18 protein-coding genes are annotated in these 20,945 nt (G+C 74.0%); 11 read left to right on the forward strand and 7 right to left on the reverse strand.

Annotated elements, in window-relative coordinates; genetic code table 11:
* Together sucB and FB00_RS16110 are read left to right on the forward strand one after the other, a co-directional pair.
* The coding region (sucB, locus tag FB00_RS16105) for a 2-oxoglutarate dehydrogenase, E2 component, dihydrolipoamide succinyltransferase (RefSeq protein ID WP_047233931.1) at positions 1-1,470 on the forward strand (1,470 nt) is incomplete at its 5' end.
* A gap of 151 nt (positions 1,471-1,621) precedes the next feature.
* A complete protein-coding gene (locus FB00_RS16110) occupies positions 1,622-2,515 on the forward strand; it encodes a TIGR01777 family oxidoreductase (protein WP_047233932.1) in 894 nt (297 codons plus the stop codon).
* A 56-nt stretch (positions 2,516-2,571) separates the two neighbouring features.
* Here the strand turns inward: FB00_RS16110 and FB00_RS16115 are convergent, their stop codons facing one another.
* A complete protein-coding gene (locus FB00_RS16115; protein ID WP_156186430.1) occupies positions 2,572-3,987 on the reverse strand; it encodes a hypothetical protein in 1,416 nt (471 codons plus the stop codon).
* Positions 3,988-4,230: 243 nt separating this feature from the next.
* Positions 4,231-5,271: a Gfo/Idh/MocA family protein gene (locus FB00_RS16120; RefSeq protein ID WP_047233934.1), complete on the reverse strand. Its 1,041-nt coding sequence runs from the start codon at positions 5,269-5,271 to the stop codon at positions 4,231-4,233.
* A gap of 151 nt (positions 5,272-5,422) precedes the next feature.
* Here FB00_RS16120 and FB00_RS16125 point away from each other — a divergent pair, with 151 nt between their 5' ends.
* Positions 5,423-6,136: an HNH endonuclease family protein gene (locus tag FB00_RS16125; RefSeq protein WP_047233935.1), complete on the forward strand. Its 714-nt coding sequence runs from the start codon at positions 5,423-5,425 to the stop codon at positions 6,134-6,136.
* Here the strand turns inward: FB00_RS16125 and FB00_RS16130 are convergent.
* Positions 6,049-8,409, reverse strand: coding sequence for an MMPL family transporter (locus FB00_RS16130; protein WP_047233936.1), 2,361 nt, complete (start codon positions 8,407-8,409; stop codon positions 6,049-6,051). The two genes, FB00_RS16125 and FB00_RS16130, sit on opposite strands and share 88 nt — an antisense overlap.
* A 38-nt stretch (positions 8,410-8,447) precedes the next feature.
* Here FB00_RS16130 and FB00_RS16135 point away from each other — a divergent pair, with 38 nt between their 5' ends.
* The 5 genes from FB00_RS16135 to FB00_RS16155 all read left to right on the forward strand — a co-directional run bounded on the left by FB00_RS16135 (position 8,448) and on the right by FB00_RS16155 (position 12,950).
* Positions 8,448-8,951: a MarR family winged helix-turn-helix transcriptional regulator gene (locus tag FB00_RS16135; RefSeq protein ID WP_052877731.1), complete on the forward strand. Its 504-nt coding sequence runs from the start codon at positions 8,448-8,450 to the stop codon at positions 8,949-8,951.
* A gap of 9 nt (positions 8,952-8,960) precedes the next feature.
* Positions 8,961-9,647 (forward strand): lipoyl(octanoyl) transferase LipB, encoded by a 687-nt coding sequence (gene lipB, locus FB00_RS16140; RefSeq protein ID WP_047233937.1) that lies wholly within the window; start codon positions 8,961-8,963, stop codon positions 9,645-9,647.
* Positions 9,648-9,730: 83 nt separating this feature from the next.
* The gene (locus FB00_RS16145) at positions 9,731-11,077 is read left to right on the forward strand and encodes an MFS transporter (protein WP_047233938.1); all 1,347 of its coding nucleotides are present in this window, start codon (positions 9,731-9,733) and stop codon (positions 11,075-11,077) included.
* A 108-nt stretch (positions 11,078-11,185) separates the two neighbouring features.
* Positions 11,186-12,196 (forward strand): lipoyl synthase, encoded by a 1,011-nt coding sequence (gene lipA / locus FB00_RS16150; protein WP_047233939.1) that lies wholly within the window; start codon positions 11,186-11,188, stop codon positions 12,194-12,196.
* A 10-nt stretch (positions 12,197-12,206) separates the two neighbouring features.
* Positions 12,207-12,950 carry a DUF4191 domain-containing protein gene (locus tag FB00_RS16155; protein ID WP_047233940.1) on the forward strand — a complete coding sequence of 248 codons (744 nt, stop codon included), beginning with the start codon at positions 12,207-12,209 and terminating at the stop codon, positions 12,948-12,950.
* A 128-nt stretch (positions 12,951-13,078) separates the two neighbouring features.
* Here FB00_RS16155 and FB00_RS16160 read toward each other — a convergent pair whose 3' ends face one another.
* A complete protein-coding gene (locus FB00_RS16160; RefSeq protein WP_047233941.1) occupies positions 13,079-13,555 on the reverse strand; it encodes an RDD family protein in 477 nt (158 codons plus the stop codon).
* Positions 13,556-13,816: 261 nt separating this feature from the next.
* On the opposite strand from FB00_RS16160, the gene glnA reads away from it, so the two are divergent.
* A complete protein-coding gene (gene glnA, locus FB00_RS16165; protein WP_047233942.1) occupies positions 13,817-15,241 on the forward strand; it encodes a type I glutamate--ammonia ligase in 1,425 nt (474 codons plus the stop codon).
* 158 nt (positions 15,242-15,399) lie between these two features.
* Positions 15,400-16,311: a glycoside hydrolase family 19 protein gene (locus tag FB00_RS16170; protein WP_082141409.1), complete on the forward strand. Its 912-nt coding sequence runs from the start codon at positions 15,400-15,402 to the stop codon at positions 16,309-16,311.
* Between the two features lie 64 nt (positions 16,312-16,375).
* Here the strand turns inward: FB00_RS16170 and FB00_RS16175 are convergent, their stop codons facing one another.
* Positions 16,376-18,085 (reverse strand): flavin-containing monooxygenase, encoded by a 1,710-nt coding sequence (locus FB00_RS16175; RefSeq protein ID WP_082141410.1) that lies wholly within the window; start codon positions 18,083-18,085, stop codon positions 16,376-16,378.
* 122 nt (positions 18,086-18,207) lie between these two features.
* On the reverse strand, positions 18,208-19,803 hold the full coding sequence (locus tag FB00_RS16180) for an SLC13 family permease (protein WP_231581900.1): 1,596 nt from the start codon (positions 19,801-19,803) through the stop codon (positions 18,208-18,210).
* An 83-nt stretch (positions 19,804-19,886) separates the two neighbouring features.
* Between FB00_RS16180 and FB00_RS16185 the strand changes: the two genes are divergently transcribed.
* Positions 19,887-20,534, forward strand: coding sequence for an NADPH-dependent F420 reductase (locus FB00_RS16185; RefSeq protein ID WP_419865530.1), 648 nt, complete (start codon positions 19,887-19,889; stop codon positions 20,532-20,534).
* A gap of 21 nt (positions 20,535-20,555) precedes the next feature.
* Here FB00_RS16185 and FB00_RS16190 read toward each other — a convergent pair whose 3' ends face one another.
* Positions 20,556-20,945 carry a hypothetical protein gene (locus FB00_RS16190; RefSeq protein WP_047233943.1) on the reverse strand — a complete coding sequence of 130 codons (390 nt, stop codon included), beginning with the start codon at positions 20,943-20,945 and terminating at the stop codon, positions 20,556-20,558.

The raw sequence follows: 20,945 nt of genomic DNA on the forward strand, positions 1-20,945 counted from the left end.
GCCGAGCCCGCCCCCGCCCAGCAGGCCGCTCCGGCGCCGCAGTCCTCCGGGGACGGCGAGGAGATCAAGCTTCCCGCGCTCGGCGAGTCCGTCACCGAGGGCACCGTCACCCGGTGGCTCAAGTCGGTCGGCGACACCGTCGAGGTCGACGAGCCGCTGCTCGAGGTCTCGACCGACAAGGTCGACACCGAGGTCCCCTCCCCCGTGGCGGGCACCGTCCAGCAGATCCTCGTCCAGGAGGACGAGACGGTCGAGGTCGGCACCGTGCTCGCGATCGTCGGCTCGGGCGCCGCCCCGGCCGCGGCCCCCGCGGCCCCGGCCGAGCAGCCCGCGCAGGAGGCCCCGACGCAGGAGTCCGCTCCGGCCGAGGCGCCGACCGAGGCGCGCACGCCCGCGAGCGAGGCGGACGTCCCCGCCCAGGCCGCGCAGGAGGAGACGCCCGCCCCGGCGACGAGCGCCCCCGCTCCCGCCGCCGAGAAGCCGGCTGCGCCGTCGGCCCCGGGCGCGACCCCGGCCCCGGCCGCCAAGGCCGGTGGCACCTACCTCACGCCGCTCGTGCGCAAGCTCGCCGCGGACAAGGGCGTCGACCTGTCGACCCTGACGGGCACCGGCGTCGGCGGCCGCATCCGCAAGGAGGACGTCCTCGAGGCCGCGCGCAAGGCCGAGGAGGCCAAGGCCGCCCCCGCCGCCGCTCCCACGGCACCCGCGGCCGGTGGTGCTCCGAAGAAGGCCTCCGTCCCGGCCGTCTCGCCGCTGCGCGGCACGACCGAGAAGACGAGCCGCCTGCGCAAGCTCGTCGCGAGCCGCATGGTCGAGGCGCTGACCACCCAGGCTCAGCTCACGACCGCGGTCGAGGTCGACGTGACGCGCGTCGCCGCGCTGCGCAACCGCGCCAAGGCCGACTTCAAGGCTCGCGAGGGTGCCAACCTCACGTTCCTGCCGTTCTTCACGCTCGCCGCGGTCGAGGCGCTCAAGGCCTACCCGAAGATCAACGCGACCTTCGCCGAGGACGAGATCACCTACCACGGCCAGGAGAACGTCGGCATCGCGGTCGACACCGAGCGCGGCCTCGTCGTCCCGGTGATCAAGGACGCGGGCGACCTCAACCTCGCCGGCATCGCCCGCAAGATCTCCGACCTCGGCTCGCGCACGCGCGCCAACAAGGTCGGGCCGGACGAGCTCGCGGGCGGGACGTTCACGATCACCAACACCGGCTCGGGCGGCGCCGTCTTCGACACGCCGATCGTCCCGGTCGGCCAGGTGGCGATCCTCGGCACGGGGACCATCACCAAGCGCGCGGTCGTCGTGACGGACGCGGACGGGAACGACACGATCGGCATCCGTTCGACGTGCTTCATCTTCCTGTCCTACGACCACCGCCTGGTCGACGGTGCGGACGCCGCGCGCTTCCTCACCACGATCAAGAACCGCATCGAGGAGGGCGCGTTCGAGGCCGAGGTCGGCCTCTGACACGCCGCTTCCCCTGAGGCACCGCCGAGAGGCCTCGACCGTCGTGGTCGAGGCCTCTCGGCGTCCTTGTGGCAGGACCCGACGTCGGGCCTGCGGGAGAAGATCCCCGCCGCGGGTGCGCAGGGCAGTCGCGGCCCCGTAGCGTGGCCCCATGGACATCGTCGTGGCGGGCTCGCACGGATTCATCGGTGCCGAGCTGCTCGAGCGGCTGCGCGAGGACGGCCACCACGTGCGCCGGCTCGTCCGTCGCGCCCCGCAGACCTCCGACGAGCACGAGTGGGACCCCGACGCGGGCAGCCTGGACCCCCGCGTGCTCGAGGGCGCCGACGCCGTCGTGAACCTCGCCGGCGCGGGGATCGGCGACCACCGCTGGACCACGGAGTACAAGCGCACCCTGGTCACGTCCCGGACCCGGACCACCGGCCTCCTGGCGCGGACCATGGCCGGTCTCGACGCGCCGCCGCCCGTCTGGGTCCAGGGCTCCGCCATCGGCTACTACGGTGACCGGGGCGCGCAGGTGCTCACCGAGACGTCGGCGTCGGGCGACGGCTTCCTCGCCCGCCTCGTCCGGGAGTGGGAGGCAGCGACGGCGCCCGCCGAGCAGGCGGGCGTCCGCGTGGTGCACGCCCGGACGGGCATCGTGCTCTCGTCCGAGGGCGGCGCCCTCGGCAGGCTCCTGCCGCTGCTGCGCCTCGGCGTGGGCGGTCGGCTCGGCCCCGGCACGCAGTACTGGAGCTGGATCACGCTGCGCGACGAGGTCGACGCGCTGCGCCACCTGCTCACCGCCCCCGTGCACGGCCCGGTCAACCTCTGCGCCCCGCACCCGGCGACGAACGCGGAGATCACGCGTGCGCTCGCGCGAGAGCTCCACCGCCCGGCCGCGCTGGCGGTCCCGTCCGTCGCGCTGCGCGTCGTGCTCGGCGAGCTGGCGTCGGACATCCTCGGCTCGCAGCGTGCCCTCCCGAGCGTCCTCGAGGCGAGCGGCTTCACCTTCGCCGACCCCCTCCTCGCCGACGCCGCGCGCCGAGTCGCGGAGCGCCGCTGACGCCTGCTCCGACCGCTGTCCCGCGCCGAGCCGAGCCGAGTGAGCGACGGTACGTGTCACCGCACCTCGGCGACGCGCCACCCGTCGTCGGTCCACCGGAGCACGAGCACGACGGTGGTCCGCGGCGTCGCGGGCACGTGCAGCTCGCCGTCGTCCGTGCGCTGCCGGTGCGCGCTGACGGCGTAGTCCACCTCGACGACCGCGTCGGTGGGAGTCGCCCCCGCCGGCGCGGGCGACCAGTCCTCGCCGAGCCGGGCGTCGAAGACCTCCGCCCGCGCGTCGAGCACGTCCACGCCGTCGAGCTCCTTGAGCACCGCGGCGTCGCGCGCCTCCGCCGACGAGCCCGCGACCACGACGGACGACAGGTCGCCCGCACCCTCGGTGAGCAGCGCGAGGCGGAGCGCGGTGAGCGCGCGTGCGGCGCCGGCGGGGTCGCCGGGATCGAGCACCGCGTCGGGGTCGAGCACCGCGTCGGCGTCCCCGTCCGGCTCGACCGCGGCGGTCGCCGCGCTCGGCACCGGGTCATCGGCGTCGGGCGGCGTCGTGCGGGACGGACCGAGGAGGACCAGCAGCACCACGAGCACAGCGCACCCGACGAGGATCCCCCCGCTCGTGGCGACCGCCCGGACGGTCCGCCGCCGCCGGGCCCGAGCACCCCGGCCGCCGGTCCTGGTCCGGCCACGCACGCCGCCACCGCCGGCCGTCGACCCCCCGACGCCGGGTCGCACGGTCCGCCGTCCGCCGAACGCCCCCGCGACGAGACGCGCGGCGTCGGGCATCACGACCGGACGCGGCTCCACGGCGTCGTAGCAGCGCGCGGCGAAGGTCCCCGCGGCCGGGCGGGCAGAGGGCTCGTCGCGCAGCGCGACCGCGAGCTCGGCGTGCAGCGCCGCGAGATCACGCGCCTCCTCCGGGTCGGCGTTCGCCTGGTAGGACGGATGGCTCGACGCCGGAGGCGGCACGAGGTCGAGCACGAGCCGCGCCAGGTCGCGGACGTCGTCGGCGGGCGCACCGCTCGAGGGCGTCAAGGGCGGACGCAGCACCGCACGACCGCTCGACGCCACGACGACGCACGCCGCGTCCAGGCTCCCGTGGGCACGGCCGTCACGATGGAGCGCGGCCAGGCCCTGCGCGACCGGGACCAGCACCGTGACCGCCTCGGCGGCCCGGAACGGCTCCCGGGCCGCGGCGAGCTCGTCGAGGCGCAGCCCGTCGACGTGGTCGGTGAGGACCACGAGCGACGACTCCCCTGCCTCGACGACACCACGCACCGCCACGAGGTGCTCGTGGTCCTCGGAGAGCGCGTGCAGGTGCTCGACCAGCGCGGCACGAAGCCCCGGTCCCTCGGGGACGTCCAGCCGCGCGACCTCGCACACGGTCCCGGCGTCGTCGTACGCCACCACACCGCCCGGCGCCCCGGGCTCCCGCCGTACCGGCCACCCCGCGGCACCCAGCACCGGCACGAGGTCCACGACGGTCTCCACGGGCGTTCGCGGCTGGCGCGACGTCGACGACGGCATGACTCATCTCACCGCACGGAGAACCCCGACGCGCCGTTGTCCACAGGCCGGATCGCGGTCGGCCCGCCGAGGGAGAACCCGGGTTGGCCGAGCTTGAACCGTGGTTCGTCGGACGCCGTCGCGCACAGGAACCACGGTCCTCCCTCGCGCGACCACGGTTCTACCTCGACCGAGCAGGGCTCCGCCCGCGCGCGGTCAGACGTCGAGGAGGCGACCCTCGCGGGCGCTGCGGCGGGCGGCGTCGAGGACCTCTGCGGTGCGGACGGCGTCGTGCGGGTCGACGGGGACGGGGCCCCCGTCGAGGATCCAGGCCGCGACGGCACGGTAGAAGTCGGCGTGACCGCCCGGGGCCTGCGCGACGGGCTCGCGCTCGCGCCCGCGCGTGACCCAGCCGAGCGTGCCCACGGGCGCGGCGTCGTCGAAGACCTCGAACGGCGAGGCGTCGTTCTCGAACGTCGTGACGACGTACGCGCCGGCGGTGCCGAGCACGCGCGTGCGTGGCCCCGGGGCGCCGACGACGGAGCCGGCCCAGAGGCGGCTCACGACCGCGTTCCCGTCGGCGTCGGGCTCGTGGTGGAGCACGAGGAACACGTCGTCCTCGGTCGGGGTGGTGTGCGAGCGCAGCTCGGCCCACACGCCGGTGACGCGCCCGAAGAGCTGGGTCGCGGAGTCGACGAGGTGCGGCCCGAGGTCGAGGAGCAGGCCGCCCCCGACGAGGTCGTTCTCCTTCCAGCGCTGCTGCGGCACGGGGCGCCACCGCTCCCACCGGCGCTCGAACGTGTGCACGCGACCGATCTCGCCGCGGTCGAGGACGGAGCGCAGGGTGAGCTGCTCGGGGTCCCAGCGACGGTTCTGGAAGACGGTGAGGGGCGTGCCGGCCTCCTCGGCGACGGCGACGACGGCGCGGGACGCCGCGGCGCCGAGCGCGAGCGGCTTGTCGACGACGACCGGCACGCCGGCCCGGGCGAGCGCGGTGGCGTGGTCGGCGTGCAGGGCGGACGGGCTCGCGACGACCACGACGTCGTAGGCTGTCCGGTCGGCGAGGAGCGCGTCGAGGTCGTCGTGCAGGTGCACGTCGGGCCAGTCCTCGGCCGCGGCGGCGCGGCGCTCGGGCGACCGGACGACGACCGCCGTGACGACGTGCCCGGCCTCGCGGACGAGGCGCGCGTGGATGCCGCGTCCCGCTCCCCCGTACCCGACGATCCCGACCCTGAGCGTGCGTGCGGCGGTGTCCATGCCGCCCAATCTAGCCGCGACCGGAGCCGTCCTGCGGAGTGGTCCGAGCACTCTCCGCGACCTGGCAGAATGTGCGCGTTGGTCCGGTATGGAGCGCTGCGTACCGTCTCGCGCGGGTCGGGCCGAGAATCGGTTTCGGGAAGGTCGTCCCTTGAGCACCACGAGCCGTCGCGTCCCTCGTCGGAGCGTCCTGCGCTACGTCCTGATCGCGCTGGCGGTCGCCATCGTGGTCGCGAACGTCATCAACCAGCAGTCGGTCGCCGCCGACGACGAGCCGGACCCCGCCCCGGGCACCGCGCTCGAGGCGCTGGCGCGGCTCGAGGTCAAGGGCCCGGGCCCGGACACGGGCTACGAGCGAGAGCTCTTCGGACCCGCGTGGGCGGACGTCGACGGCAACGGGTGCGACACCCGCAACGACATCCTCGCCCGCGACCTCACCGACCTCACCTTCTCGACGCGGGGCGAGGTCTGCGAGGTGCGGACGGGGACGTTCCAGGACCCGTACACGGGCGAGACCATCGACTTCCGCCGCGGCAACGCGACGAGCATGGCCGTCCAGATCGACCACGTGGTCCCGCTGATGGACGCGTGGCGCAAGGGCGCGCGCGCCTGGGACGACGAGACGCGCCGGCAGTTCGCCAACGACCCCCTCAACCTGCTCGCGTCCGACGGCCCCGCGAACCAGTCCAAGGGCGCGCGCGACGCGTCGGCGTGGCTGCCCCCGAACCACGCGTTCCGCTGCCCCTACGTGGCGCGGCAGATCGCGGTGAAGACCGCCTACGAGCTCGCGGTCACGCCGTCGGAGTCCGAGGCGATGGCGCGCGTGCTCGAGGACTGCCCCTCCGAGCCCGTCCCCGCGGGCTGACCCGGCCCCCGGTCGGTGCGCCCGAGGGCGCTCGGCCACCAGGCCCGACGACCGACGTCGTGCACGAGCGCGGGCACCAGCAGCGACCGCACGACGAGCGTGTCGACGAGGACGCCGAACGCGACGATGAACGCGAGCTGGGCGAGGAACAGCAGCGGGATGATGCCGAGCGCGGCGAACGTCGTCGCGAGGACGACGCCCGCGGACGTGATGACCGACCCGGTGACCGCGAGGCCGCGCAGCACACCGCGCCGCGTCCCGACCCGCAGGCTCTCCTCCCGCACGCGCGTCATGAGGAAGATCGAGTAGTCGACCCCGAGCGCGACGAGGAAGCAGAACGCGTAGAGCGGCACGGCCGGGTCGGCGCCCGGGAAGTCGAGCACGTGGTTGAAGACGATCGCGGCGACGCCGAGCGCGGCGCCGAACGACAGCACGTTGGCGAGCATGAGCAGGACCGGCGCGACGATCGACCGCAGCAGCAGGACGAGGATGAGCAGGATCACGGCGAGGACGACCGGCACGATGATCCGCAGGTCGCGCTGGCCCGCGAGCTGGGTGTCGAGGCGCTCGGCGGCCGCGCCGCCGACGACGGCCTCGGGCGAGACGTCGTGCACGGCGTCGCGGAGCGCCGAGACCGTCTCGACGGCCTCCTGGCTGTCGGACGGCGCGTCCGTGGTGACGTCGACGCGCACCTGCCCGTCGACCACGACCGGGTCGCCCTGCGCGGGCGCGCCGGGGGCGACGGCGGGCTGGTCCGTGACGGGGGTCGCCGCGGCGACGCCCTCCGTGCCCTCGGCCGCCGCGACGACCGCGTCGAGGTCCGCCTCCGGCGCGATGACGGTCGCGGGCTGGGCGGAGACCCCCTCGAAGTGCTCGGTGAGCGCCTCCTCGCCGGCGACGGAGTCGACGTCCGCGAGGAACACCTCCGAGTCGCCGGTGCCCTCGGCGTCGAGCGTCGGGACGAACGCCGCGCACGCGGCGAGCACGAGCGCCGTGACGACCCACACGCGCCGGTCGTGCCGTCCGACGAAGCTCGCGACGCGCGACCACACGCCGTGCCCCTCGACGCTCACCGCGTCGTCGCTCTCGGCGGTCGCGGGCTGCGCGTCCGCCGCGCCGCCGTCGTGCTCCGCGTGCGCGCCCTCGTAGCGGGGCATGCGCGGCCAGAAGAGCCCGCGCGAACGCTGCCCGGCGACGAGCAGGAGGGCCGGCAGGAGCGTGAGCGCGGCGACGAACGCCGCGGCGATGCCGATCGCGGCGACCGGACCCAGGCTGCGGTTCGACGACAGGTCGGACAGCAGGAGGCACAGCAGGCCCGCGATCACCGTCCCGGCGCTCGCCGCGATCGGCTCGACGGACGCGCGCACGGCGCGGCGCAGCGCCGTCGTGGTCGAGCGGACGAGGCGCAGCTCTTCCCGGTACCGCGCGACGACGAGCAACGAGTAGTCGACGGCGGCGCCGACGACGAGGATCGAGAGGATGCCCTGCGACTGCCCGTTGAGCGTCAGGATGTCGGCCGCGGCGAGGTGGTAGACGACGAGGCCCGCCAGCGTGAGCGCGAGCACGGCCGTGAGTATGACGAGGAACGGCAGGATCGGCGACCGGTAGACGATCGCGAGGATCACGAGCACGGCGCCGAGCGCGACGAGCAGGAGGACGGTGTCGATCCCGCCGAACGCGGTGACGAGGTCGGCCACGAACCCGGCAGGACCGGTGACCCACACCTCGAGAGAGGTGCCCGCGAGCCCGCCCTCGGACGCGTCCGCGGCGGCGAGGTCGCGCAGCGCGCCGACCGCGAGCTCGCTCACGCTGTCCTCGTCGGCGCCGATCCGGTCGGACGCCACGGACGCGTCGAGCGAGACGACGACGAGCGCGGCCTCGCCGTCCTCGGACGGCACGACGACGGGGTCGGCGACGGAGACGTCGCCCACGGTCGCGGGCTCGTCGCCCGACGTGCCCTCGAGCGGCGCACCTGGCACGGCCTGCGCGTAGGCGTCGAGCGCGGCGAGGTCGTCGGGCGTCAGGGCGCTGCCGTCCCCCGTGGTCGCGACGACGAGCGCGGGGAGCGTCTCGGAGTCCGTGAACTCCTGCGCGACCTCGGCGGCGCGCGTCGACTCCGCGCTCGCGGGGAGGAACGCCGCGGCGTCGTTGGTCTGCACGCTGCTCAGCTGACCCTGCGCCTGGCCGCCCAGTGCGCCGATCGCCATCCACAGACCGATGACTGCGACAATGATCAGTCCGCGGAGGAACCCGCCCGTCCGATTGCTCAGCATGCTGAGGAATGGTGCCATGGTGGAGGGAGGAATGCACGTTGGAGCACTCACCGAGGGACCGCACCGGGCCGTACGCCGACCCGGACGTCGGCGACCCCACCCCCACAGATCCCGAGGAGTGGGCCACCGGCCGCCTCCTGTTCGCCGTCGCGCGCCGGATCGAGCGGGAGTGGAACGCCCACCTCGGGAAGTGGGACCTCAACCACGCGGGCTTCCCCGTGCTCATGCACCTGCTCGCCGGCCCGCGCTCGCAGCGCGTGCTCGCCGAGGAGTCGGGCGTGACCGAGCAGACGATGAGCCGGGTCGTGGCGAGGCTCGAGCGCTCCGGGTACGTGACGCGCACGGACGACCCCGCCGACCGGCGCCGCCGTGCCGTCGCGATCACCGCGGCCGGGCGCGACGCCGGGCTCGCCGCGGCGCGTCGCCGGCCCGCCGAGGACCTCGCGACGCGCGGGCTCGACGACGCGCAGGTCGTCGCGCTGCGCGAGGCCCTGCTCGCGCTCCTCAAGACGCTCCCCCGCTCACCCCAGGACGAGGGTTAGCCTGGGCCGATGGACCTGCTCGCGCTGCCCGGGATCACGGAGTACCACGAGGCCTGGGACCTCCAGCGCGCGGTGCACGACGACGTCGTCGCGGCCACCCGGCCGGACACCTTGATCCTCGTCGAGCACCCCTCCGTCTACACCGCCGGCCGCCGCACGCGCCGTGACGAGCGGCCCGACGACGGCACGCCCGTCGTGGACGTCGACCGCGGCGGGAAGATCACGTGGCACGGCCCGGGCCAGCAGGTCGCCTACCCGATCGTGCGGCTCGCCGAGCCGGTCGACGTCGTCGCGTACGTGCGCGCGCTGGAGGAGGCCGTCATGGGCGTGTGCGCGCGGCTCGGCCTCGTGACGATGCGCGTCGAGGGGCGCAGCGGGGTGTGGGTCGCGGCCGACGCGACGCGCCGCGAGCGCAAGGTCTGCGCGATCGGCGTGCGCGTCGCCAAGGGCGTGACGATGCACGGGCTCGCCCTCAACTGCGTCCCCGACCTCTCCCGCTTCGACCGGATCGTCCCCTGCGGCATCGAGGACGCCGACGTGACGTCGCTCACCGCCGAGCTCGGGCGCGAGGTCACGCTCGCCGAGGTCGCGCCGCTGCTCGTCGCCGCGCTGGAGGAATCGCTCGCGCCGCTGCTCGCCGCGACCGCGTCGGGTACCGCCCACCTCGCCGTCCCGCAGGACGCGCTCGCGGGCTAGGCTGGGTACTCCAGGGAATCCTCGCGCGCCGGAGTACGGGTGGGTCGGCGCGCGGTAGGACGTACCCCGAGGACCTGGACCGCATGACCACCACCCCCGCGCGCCCGACGTCGCGCGCCCGCACCACCTCACCCCTCCCTTCGTCACCCCGCCCCGACGCGCCGGCTCGCAGCGGCTACGCGCGCCTGCCGCAGCTCGCGGGGCGCGCGTTCCTCCCCGTGGCGTTCCTCGCCCGGCTCCCGTTCTCGATGCTCACCATCGGGACCCTGCTCCTCGTGTCGTCGACGACGTCGTCCGTCGCGCTCGGCGGCCTCGCGTCGGCCGCGACCGCGCTCGGTACCGCCCTCGGCGGCCCGACCCAGGGGGCGCTCGCCGACCGCGTCGGTCAGCGCCGGGTCCTGCTCGTCGCCGTCCCCGTCGCGACGCTCGCCGTGCTCGGCCTCGTGCTCGCAGCCGCCGCGCCCGGCGCGACGGCGGCGGTCCTGGCCGCCGCGGCGGTGACCGGAGCGAGCGCACCGCAGGTCGGTCCGCTCGCGCGCGTGCGCTGGCTCCGGCTCGCCGCCGACGAGCCGCGCACCGTGGAGGCCGCGATGAGCTACGAGAGCACCGCCGACGAGGTGAGCTTCGTCCTCGGGCCCGCGCTCGTCGGGGTGCTCGCGTCGGCCGGCTCGCCCCAGGTCGCGGTCCTCGTCGCGGCGGCCGGCATCGCCGTCTTCGGCATCGCGTTCGCCCTCCACCCGACGGCGCGCGCGACCGGCTCCCGGACGACCACGGGGGCCCTCCCCGACGCCGGGCCGGGCGCCGGCGCGACGGGCGCGGGCGGTGTCCTCGCGCTCGTGCGGCGCGAGGCCGTCGTGCTCGTCGGGATGCTCGCGATGGGTCTCTTGTTCGGCGGGACCCAGGCCGCGCTCACGGCGTTGACCCGCGACACGGGCGTGCCCGGGAGCGCGGGCCTCGTCTACGCCGTGATGGGGGTGGGCTCAGCCGTCACGGCCCTGTCGGTCGTCGCGCTCCCCCGTCGCTGGGGCCTGCGCAGCCGGTGGATCACGTTCGCCGCCGGGCTCGTCGCGGGCACGATCGCGCTGGTCCTCGCAGCCGCGAGCGGCTCGCTGACGGCCGTCGTCGTCGCGGTCGCCGCGACCGGCCTGTTCGTCGGGCCCGTCATGGTCACGGTGTTCACCGTCGCCGGCGAGCGCGCGCCCGCCGGCCGGACGGCGTCGGCCATGACGCTCGTGGCGAGCGCGAACGTCGTCGGCGTCGCGATCGGCGCGTCGGGGGGCGGCGCGCTCGCCGACGCCGTCTCGACGACGACCGCCTTCTCGCTGCCCGTCGTCGCGGCGGTCCTGCTCGTCGTGACCGGGGTGTCGTTGACGTCACGTCCACAGGGTGAGCGACGCGCGGGAGACGACGAGCGCGAGCGCGTAGTCTGACCGGAGTCCGGCGTCGTACCAGGGCACGCGCACCCGAACGGTGCGCCGCCCGCCTGCCTGCTCGGCGCGACGTCGGCGCTCACTCGCCACGACGACCGGGAGACACCCGTGACGATCGCACCTGAAGGACGGCGCATGCTGCGGGTCGAGGCCCGCAACGCCGCGACGCCGATCGAGAAGAAGCCCGAGTGGATCAAGACCCGCGCGACGATGGGTCCTGAGTACTCCGAGCTCAAGGGCCTCGTGAAGCGCGAGGGCCTGCACACGGTCTGCGAGGAGGCGGGCTGTCCCAACATCTTCGAGTGCTGGGAGGACCGCGAGGCGACGTTCCTCATCGGCGGCGACCAGTGCACGCGGCGCTGCGACTTCTGCCAGATCGACACGGGCAAGCCGGCCGACTTCGACGCCGACGAGCCGCGTCGCGTCGCGGAGTCCGTCCAGGCGATGGGCCTGCGCTACTCGACGATCACGGGTGTCGCGCGTGACGACCTGCCCGACGGCGGCGCCTGGCTCTACGCGGAGACCGTCCGCCAGATCCACCAGCTCAACCCGGGCACGGGCGTCGAGCTGCTCATCCCCGACTTCAACGCGATCCCCGAGCTGCTCGACGAGGTGAACGCGTCGCGTCCCGAGGTGCTCGCGCACAACCTCGAGACCGTGCCGCGCATCTTCAAGCAGATCCGCCCCGGCTTCCGCTACGAGCGCTCGCTGTCCGTGCTCACCCGGGCGCGCGAGGCCGGCCTGGTGACCAAGTCGAACATCATCCTCGGCATGGGCGAGACGATCGACGAGGCCAAGGAGGCGCTGCAGGACCTGCACGACGCCGGCTGCGACCTCGTGACGATCACGCAGTACCTGCGCCCGTCGCTGCGCCACCACCCCGTGGACCGGTGGGTCAAGCCCGAGGAGTTCGTCGAGCTGTCGGACGCCGCGGAGGAGATCGGCTTCCTCGGGGTCATGTCCGGCCCGCTCGTGCGGTCGTCGTACCGCGCGGGTCGCCTGTGGGGCCAGGCCATGACGCGCCGCGGCATGGAGATCCCCCCGGCGCTCGCGCACCTCGCCGAGCCGACGACGTCCCGCCAGGAGGCCGCGAGCCTGCTGGCCCGCGCACCCCACTAGACTGACCCGCATGGCCCGCAAGAACTCGGACAGCACCGGCGCGCCCGCCGCCGGCGAGCAGGTCGCGAAGCAGAAGAAGCCCAAGAAGCAGCGCTGGTACCACCAGGTGTGGGCCGCGTACCAGATGACGCGCAAGCAGGACCCCGCGGTCACGTGGGTCATGCTCGGCGTGTTCGTCGGCATCCTCGCCGTCGCGCTGGGCATCGGCCTGTGGTGGGGCCAGTGGGTCTACACCCTGATCGTCGGCATCCCGTTCGCGGCGCTGGGCGCGATGTTCGTGCTCACGCGTCGCGCCGAGCGCGCCGCCTACCAGCAGATCGAGGGCCAGCCCGGCGCGGCCCGCGCCGCGCTCGGGACGATCCGCCGCGGCTGGACGTTCGACGAGGAGCCCGTCGCGATCGACCCGCGCACGCAGGACCTGGTGTTCCGCGGCGTCGGCCGGGCCGGCGTCGTGCTGGTGAGCGAGGGCCCGGCGCACCGCGCGAAGCGTCAGCTCGACGCCGAGCGCAAGCGCGTCGCGCGCGTGCTGCCGAACGTGCCGATCACGACGATCCAGGTCGGCGACGAGGAGGGCCAGGTCGCGCTCCCCAAGCTTCCCCGCGCGGTGCAGAAGCTCAAGCCGTCGCTCACCAAGCCGGAGACGGCCGAGGTGTCCAAGCGGCTGCGCGCCCTCGGCGTCTCGCGCCTGCCGATCCCCAAGGGCATCGACCCGACGCGTGCGCGCCCGGACCGCAAGGGCCTCAAGGGTCGCTGACCCCGACCTACTCCTGCTGCACGACGACGCCCGGCCGGGCGAGGATCGCTCCTCACCGGCCGGGCGTCGTCGTCCGGAGGACTCTGCGGCGGGACGCTGGTCGCGGACCAGCCGTGGTCGGACCAGCCTCAGGTGCGGACCAGGACGGTGCCGGCCGCACGGTCGTGGAGCCCGCGCCCGTCCGCGTCCCACACGACGGCGGGGATGACGAGGCACAGCAGCACCGTGCGCAGCAGACCGCGGCCGATGCCGACCATCCGCGCGGGCTCGGCCAGGCGGCGGACCCGCATCCCCATGACCCGGTGCCCGACCGTGAAGCCCAGCGTGCTCACGAGCAGGACGTTCTCGATCGCGAAGACCAGCGGCTGGGACCAGACCGGCAGCGCGGAGATGCCCTCGAAGAAGCCCGGCGCGGCAGGCCGGAAGAAGAGGAACGCGACGAGCGTCGCGAGCACCCAGTCGATGACGAGCGCCACGACGCGCCGTCCCAGGGTCGCGAGCGAACCCGGTCCGTCCGGCGGCAGACCGAGCCGCGCGCCGCGACCGTCCTGCTGACCGCCCGGAGTGCCCTCGAGCCACGAACCCATGTCCTCGCGTGAAACCACGGGACCAGGGTACGTGCCGGTCGGTGGACGGCCTCGACGGTTCGGGCGCGCGCGGCGGTATCGTGCCGAACGGCACACCGCCCGCCGGCGGCTGCCGCGTGCCCTCGTGTAGCACGAACGTCACACGGGGACGCGGGACGTAACACGACCGAAACAATGGGTACACGGCGGGGAAACCGCCTCGGCCTAGGTTCGTGGGCGCCACGTCAGCGGCAGGTTCGCCGCGCAGCCCGACGGCACCACCCGATCAAGGAGCAACGGATGTTCAACAACGCGGAGGAGGCAATCGCCTTCACGCGGAACGAGGGCGTCGAGTTCGTCGACGTCCGGTTCTGCGACCTGCCCGGCATCATGCAGCACTTCAACATCCCCGTCTCGCAGTTCGACGAGAAGGCGTTCGAGGACGGCCTGATGTTCGACGGGTCGTCGATCCGCGGCTTCCAGGCGATCCACGAGTCGGACATGAAGCTCGTGCCGGACGTCAAGACCGCGTTCGTGGACCCGTTCCGCAAGCGCAAGACGCTGGTCGTGAACTTCTCGATCGTCGACCCGTTCACGGGTGAGCCGTACTCGCGCGACCCCCGCAACATCGCGGCCAAGGCCGAGGCGTACCTGCGCTCCACCGGCATCGCCGACACCGCGTTCTTCGCGCCCGAGGCCGAGTTCTACCTCTTCGACGAGGCCCGCTTCGCGACGAACCAGCACTCGAGCTTCTACTACCTCGACTCGATCGAGGCCGCGTGGAACACGGGCCGCGAGGAGGAGGGTGGCAACCTCGCGTATAAGACGCGCTACAAGGGCGGCTACTTCCCCGTCTCCCCGTCCGACCGCTTCGCGGACCTGCGCGACGACATGTGCGCGACGCTGGAGCAGGTCGGCCTCGAGGTCGAGCGCGCGCACCACGAGGTGGGCACCGCCGGCCAGCAGGAGATCAACTACCGCTTCAACACGCTGCTCCACGCGGCCGACGACCTGATGAAGTTCAAGTACGTCATCCGCAACGAGGCGTTCGAGGCCGGCAAGTCCGTCACGTTCATGCCGAAGCCGATCTTCGGCGACAACGGCTCGGGCATGCACTCGCACCAGTCCCTCTGGAAGGACGGCAAGCCGCTGTTCTTCGACGAGAAGGGCTACGGCGGTCTCTCCGACCTCGCGCGCTGGTACATCGGCGGCCTGCTCAAGCACGCCCCGTCGCTCCTCGCGTTCACCAACCCGTCGGTGAACTCCTACCACCGCCTGGTCCCGGGCTACGAGGCCCCGGTCAACCTGGTCTACTCGGCCCGCAACCGCTCCGCGTGCATCCGCATCCCGGTGACCGGCTCGTCCGCCGCCGCGAAGCGCGTCGAGTTCCGCGTCCCGGACCCGTCGGCCAACCCGTACCTCGCGTTCGCCGCGCAGCTCCTCGCCGGCATCGACGGCATCAAGAACCGCATCGAGCCGCCGGAGCCGATCGACAAGGACCTGTACGAGCTGCCGCCCGAGGAGCACGCGCAGATCCAGCAGGTCCCCGGCTCGCTCGCCGAGGCGCTGGACAACCTCGAGGCCGACCACGAGTTCCTCACGCAGGGCGACGTGTTCACGCCGGACCTCATCCAGACGTGGATCGACTACAAGCGCACCAACGAGATCGACCCGATCCGCCTGCGCCCGCACCCGCACGAGTTCGAGCTCTACTACGACATCTGATCGGTCACGCCGACAGGTCTCACGGCGGCCCGCCACCCTCCCGGTGGCGGGCCGCCGTCGTCTCTCTCGCCGATTCTGCTGATCCCTTGCCCGACCGTGATCCACTCGCTGGGTTTGTGAGCGGCGGTAACGATGCCGCTACGAGAGCAGGGGGATCCATGAGCACACGCTTTCGACGCGCCCTCACGGCCGTCGCGTCCGCGCTGGTGTCGACCGTCGTGGCGGCGTCGCTCGCCACTCCGGCGAGTGCGACCGTGACCACCGCGAGCGCCGACCCAGCCGCGAGCGCCGCCGCGTGCGCCGCGACGTGGTCGCCGACGACGGCGTACTCGGGCGGCCAGACGGCGTCGCACCACGGCCGGAACTGGACGGCCCGCTGGTGGACGCAGCGCGAGACGCCCGGGTCGACGAGCGTCTGGGTGGACGCGGGTCGCTGCGTCGGGGGCGGGGACGACTTCGTCGTGAGCCGTGCGGAGTTCGACGCGATCTTCCCGAACCGGCACCCGTTCTACACGTACGACGGGTTCGTCGACGCGCTGGGTGCCTACCCGGCGTTCGCGAGCACGGGCACGCCCGAGACGCGGACGCGCGAGGTCGCCGCGTTCCTCACCCACGCGGACTTCGAGTCGGTCGGGCTGCGGTACGTGAAGGAGATCAACGAGGCCAACTACTGGATCAAGTGTGACGACGAGCAACCGTTCGGCTGCCCCGCCGGCCGGACGGCGTACTACGGCCGCGGGCCGATCATGTTCAGCTGGAACTTCAACTACAAGGCCGCGGGTGACGCGCTCGGGATCGACCTGCTGAACGACCCGTGGCTCGTCGAGGAGGACCCGTCGGTCGCCTGGCAGACGGCGCTCTGGTACTGGAACACGCAGAACGGACCCGGGGTGATGACGTCGCACCAGGCGATGGTCTCGGGCGCCGGGTTCGGCCAGACGATCAACTCGCTCAACGGTGCGCTCGAGTGCGACGGCGGCAACCCGACGTCCGTGCAGTCGCGGGTGGACCGGTACGTGCGCATCACCGAGGTCCTGGGCGTGGCCCCGGGCTCGGGCCTGTACTGCTGACCGGGCTGTCCCGCGTGCAGCGAGGCGGGTGCGGTGCGCGCAGGGGGCGCACCGCACCCGCCTGTCAGCCTGCGGCAGGAACCGCGGCGGTCTCCGTCGCGGCGGCGGGCACGTGGGCCGTCGGCAGCCCGGAGCCCGGGCGGAACCCGGCGTACTGCTCGGCCGCGGCTCGTGCGCACTCGTCCTGGTAGACGGGCCCTCCGCCGAGGTACACCGCCATCTCCGCGCGCTTGCCGGGGACGTTGCCGCCGACGAACCAGGCACCGGCCTTCTTGCCCTCCTCGTACATGACGGTGGCGCGGCCCGCGCGCTCTGTCTCCTCGTACCACCACTCCTCGGCCTCGCGCGTCGCCTCGAGCTGCGCGACGCCGTTCTCCCGCGCGTACGCGAGTGCGCGCTGGAGCCACTGCGCGCCGCGCTGGACCGGCACCGTGAGGTTGGACAGCGGCGTCTGCGGGCCGAGCGACAGGAAGAAGTTGGGGAACCCGTGGACGGAGATCCCCAGGTAGGTCCGCAAGCCGTCCCGCTCCCACCGCTCGCGCAGCGTGATGCCCTCGCGCCCGACGACGTCGAACGCGGTGAGCGCCCCCGTCATGGCGTCGAACCCCGTCGCGAGCACGAGCACGTCGAGCTCGTGCTCGACCTCGGCCGCACCGTCCACAGAGCCGCCCACGACGACGCCGCGGGGCGTCACCCGCGTGATCGGGGTCGCGAGGACGTCGACGAGCTCGACGTTCTCCCGGTTGTACGCGGCGTAGTAGCCGTGACCGGTGGGCGGGCGCTTGCCCATGAACGTGTAGGTGGACGGGCTGAGCGCCTCGGCCGTCCGCGGGTCGGTGACGATCTCCCGGATCTTGCCGCGGAGGAACTCGGACGCGAGCGCGCTCGCCTCGGGGCTCGAGACGAGGTCGGTGAAGCACTCGTTGGCGAAGCGGAAACCGCCCGCCTCCCAGCGCGACTCGAACACGCGGCGCCGCTCGTCGTCGTCCACCTCGAGCGCGGACCGCGTCGGGATCTCCATCGGCACACCGAACGGATGCTGGGCCGCGCGCTCGAAGACGGCGTCGTAGTCCGCACGCAGCGCGGCGAGCTCCTCCGGGGTGACCGCGGGGCTGGTCGTCTCCAGGACGTAGTTCGGGGTGCGCTGGAAGACGGTGACGTGGGCCGCCTGGGCGGCGAGCTCGGGGAGCATCTGGATCCCCGAGGCGCCGACGCCGACCAGCCCGACGCGCTTGCCGGACAGGTCCACCCCCTCGTGCGGCCACCGGGCCGAGTGGTACGCGGGCCCGGCGAAGGTGTCCAGGCCGGGCAGGTCCGGGTACAGGGGGCGCGAGAGCAGCCCCGTCGCCGAGACGAGGTACGTGGCGCGCAGCGTCGAGCCGTCGGCGAGCGTGAGGGTCCACAGGTTCGTGGCGTCCGAGTGCTCGGCGCGCTCGACGGTCGCGTCCAGCCGGATGTCGCGCCGCAGGTCGAGCCGGTCGGCGACGAACTCCAGGTAGGCACGGATCTCCTCGCCGCGCGGGTACCGCTCGCTCCAGTCCCACTCGTCCCGCACCTCGCGGGAGAACGAGAACGCGTACGCGAGGTACTCCGAGTCGGTGCGCACGCCCGGGTACCGGTTGGCCCACCACGTCCCGCCGACTCCCCCGGCACCGTCCACCACGAGGACGGAGAGGCCGACCTCCCGGAGGTGGTGGAGCATCGCCAGCCCCGAGAATCCCGCCCCGATAACGACCGCGTCGTACGTCCCGCCGCCGCTCGCCACATCGTCCATGCACCGCTCCCCTGTCCCAGTTCCGTCCGGACGCCGCAGGGCGAACGGCCCGTGCGACGCGGTATACCGTCCCACGCACAGGGGCTTCCTGCCACGGCGGGCAGGCGCTCCCGCGGGGTCGGTCAGAACGGCCAGACGAGCGGGACGTAGAGGACGGCCGCGGCGAGGAACACCACCGCGAGGGGCAGGCCGAGGCGCCAGTAGTCGCCGAACCGGTAGCCGCCCGGCTGGAGGACCATGAGGTTGACCGGCGTGGCGATCGGGGTGAGGAACGCCGCGGCGCCCGCGACCGTCAGCGCCATCATGAACGGCCGCACGCTCACCCCGAGCGTCTGCGCGAACGACACCGCGACCGGCGCCATCACGAGGACGGTCGCGACGTTCGAGATGAACTGGCCGAGCACGAGCGTGAGCACGCACACGACGAGGAGCGCGAGGTGCGGGGAGCCGCCGCCCGTGACCCGGAGCACGACGTCCGCGATCGCGTCGGCCGCACCCGAGGAGACGAACGCCGCGGACAGCGGGATGAGGGCCGCGATGAGCACGACGGTGTCCCACGAGATCGCGCGGAACGACTGCGGCACGGTGACGACCCGCAGGAGCACGAGGGCACCGGCCGCGAGCAGACCCGCGATGACCGGCGGCACGACCCCGGTCGCGAGCAGCACGATCGTCGCGACCAGCACCCCGAGGCAGCGCCGCCAGCCGCGCCCGAGCGGGACGCCGCGCTGGAGGCTCTTCGAGGAGTCGACGGCGATGACGTCGGGCGACTGCGTGTAGCGGTGGAGCGCGTCCCAGGGCCCGCGCACGAGCACGGCGTCGCCGGGCTGGAGGATCATCGGGCCGGACGGGGCCTCGGTGTCCGGCCCGGTCGAGCTGCCGTCGCCGCGGCGGATGGCGAGCACGACGAGGCCCTCGTCCCGGGTCGTCATGCCGGGGCTCACCCGGCGCCCCACGAGCGTCGAGCGTGGCGCGATGAGCACCTCGACGACCCCGGTGCCGCCCGTGAACAGGCGGCCGGTGTCGAGCTCGGCGGGGTAGCTCTCGCGCCACGAGCGCACCCGCTCGCGCGGGTCGGTGGCCGTGTCGGCGAGGTGCTCGGGGACGCGCTCCGGCAGCAGCCGGTCGCCGAGCGTCACGACGAGCACGGCCGTGGCGAGGACGAGCGGGATCCCCACCAGCGCGAACTCGAAGTAGCCGAACTCCTGACCACCCGCCTCCGCGGCCGCCTCGGAGACGATGATGTTCACGGGCGTCCCGGTCAGCGTGAGGAGCGAGCCGGCGCCCGCGGCGAACGCGAGCGGGATGAGCATGCGCGAGGGCACGATGCCGGCCCGCGCGGCCGCCACGACCGCGACCGGGAGGAGCGCCGCGACGGCGCCGTTGATGCTGATGACGGCCGCGAGCAGGGCGGCGACCCCGACCATCAGCGCGAGCAGCCCGGCGCGGCCGAGGGACGCGCGCCGCTCGAGCCACTGCCCGATCCACGCGGTGATCCCGGTGGAGTCCAGCGCGTCGCTGAGCACGAACAGGGTCGCGATGAACAGCACGATCGGGTCGCTGAACCCGCCCAGCGCCTCGTCGAGCGTGAGCACCCCGGTCGCCCACAGGGAGACGGGCACGAAGAGCGCGACGACCACGAGCGGCAGCCGGTTGGTCATGAAGCCCACGACCGCCAGCGCCAGGATGACGAAGGTCGCGACCAGCGGATCGATCATGGGCACCCCCTGGGACGTCAGGATGCCACACGTCGCCCTGTCCGGGAGGTCGGCGGAATAGGGGGCGCGCCGGTGCGTTGTCGATGACCATGACGACTCTCGGGATCATCGGCGCAGGCAACATCGGCTCACAGGTCGCACGGGCGGCGATCGCCCACGGCTACGACGTGGTCATCGCGAACTCGCGGGACCCCCGGACCCTGGACGACCTCGTCGCCGAGCTCGGTCCGCGGGCGCGGGCGGCGACGGCGGAGGAGGCGGCGCGGGACGCGGACGTCGCGCTCGTCGCGGTGCCCTTCGGGGCGTACCGCGAGGTCCCCGTCGAGCCGCTCGACGGGAAGATCGTGCTCGACGCGAACAACTACTACTGGGAGCGCGACGGGCACGTCGAGGCGCTCGACCGGGGCGAGGCCACGTCGTCGGGCCTGCTCCAGGACCACCTGGCCGGGTCGAAGGTGGCCAAGGCGTTCAACCACATCCGGTCGACGGACATCACGACCGACGGGACCCCCGCGGGCACCCCCGGACGCCGCGCGCTCGCGACCGCGAGCGACTTCCCCGAGGCCGCCGCGTGGGTCGTGCGGTTCTACGACGAGCTCGGGTTCGACGCCGTCGACACGAGCCCGCTCGCGGAGTCGTGGCGCGTCGAGCGCGACCGCCCGGCGTACGTCGCGCGCCAGGACGCCGGCGAGCTGCGTCAGAACCTCGCCCGCGCGCCCCGCACGATCTGACCCGGTCCCGGGGCGGGCGCGTCAGGCGTGCTCGCCCCGGGCCACGAGGCCCGCGCCCACGATCAGCAGCACGAGGAGCGCGAGCACGAGGCCGAGGAGCGCGAACGCGCGGGCCGGTCGGAGCGGGCCCTCCACGAGGCGCGCGGAGCGCCGACAGCCGACGCCGGCCAGGCCCCACAGGGCCGCAGCCCCCAGGGGCTCGGGGCGCTGCCACACGACGGTCAGCACCACCGCGAACGCGGCGAGCGCCCAGGCGATCCACCCCGCCCAGCGCAGGCGCGCGCCGTAGAACGACCCGGCGTCCCGACGGCTGCGCCCCGGCGCCGCGCGGCGGTCGCCCGCATCACCGAGCACGCGCGGCTCGCGTCGCTCGAGCAGTCCCGGGACGGGTGGCTGGTCGCGCCGGACCAC

The organism is Cellulosimicrobium funkei (assembly GCF_001019615.1).
Lineage (GTDB): Bacteria > Actinomycetota > Actinomycetes > Actinomycetales > Cellulomonadaceae > Cellulosimicrobium > Cellulosimicrobium cellulans_E.

Coding starts and splice junctions, on each gene's coding strand:
- lipB (WP_047233937.1), top strand. CDS start 8,961: ATGGACCTGCTCGCGCTGCCCGGGATCACGGAGTACCACGAGGCCTGG.
- glnA (WP_047233942.1), top strand. CDS start 13,817: ATGTTCAACAACGCGGAGGAGGCAATCGCCTTCACGCGGAACGAGGGC.
- FB00_RS16145 (WP_047233938.1), top strand. CDS start 9,731: ATGACCACCACCCCCGCGCGCCCGACGTCGCGCGCCCGCACCACCTCA.
- FB00_RS16130 (WP_047233936.1), bottom strand. CDS start 8,409: ATGCTGAGCAATCGGACGGGCGGGTTCCTCCGCGGACTGATCATTGTC.
- FB00_RS16180 (WP_231581900.1), bottom strand. CDS start 19,803: ATGATCGATCCGCTGGTCGCGACCTTCGTCATCCTGGCGCTGGCGGTC.
- FB00_RS16120 (WP_047233934.1), bottom strand. CDS start 5,271: ATGGACACCGCCGCACGCACGCTCAGGGTCGGGATCGTCGGGTACGGG.
- FB00_RS16185 (WP_419865530.1), top strand. CDS start 19,887: ATGACCATGACGACTCTCGGGATCATCGGCGCAGGCAACATCGGCTCA.
- FB00_RS16155 (WP_047233940.1), top strand. CDS start 12,207: ATGGCCCGCAAGAACTCGGACAGCACCGGCGCGCCCGCCGCCGGCGAG.
- FB00_RS16170 (WP_082141409.1), top strand. CDS start 15,400: ATGAGCACACGCTTTCGACGCGCCCTCACGGCCGTCGCGTCCGCGCTG.
- FB00_RS16175 (WP_082141410.1), bottom strand. CDS start 18,085: ATGGACGATGTGGCGAGCGGCGGCGGGACGTACGACGCGGTCGTTATC.
- FB00_RS16110 (WP_047233932.1), top strand. CDS start 1,622: ATGGACATCGTCGTGGCGGGCTCGCACGGATTCATCGGTGCCGAGCTG.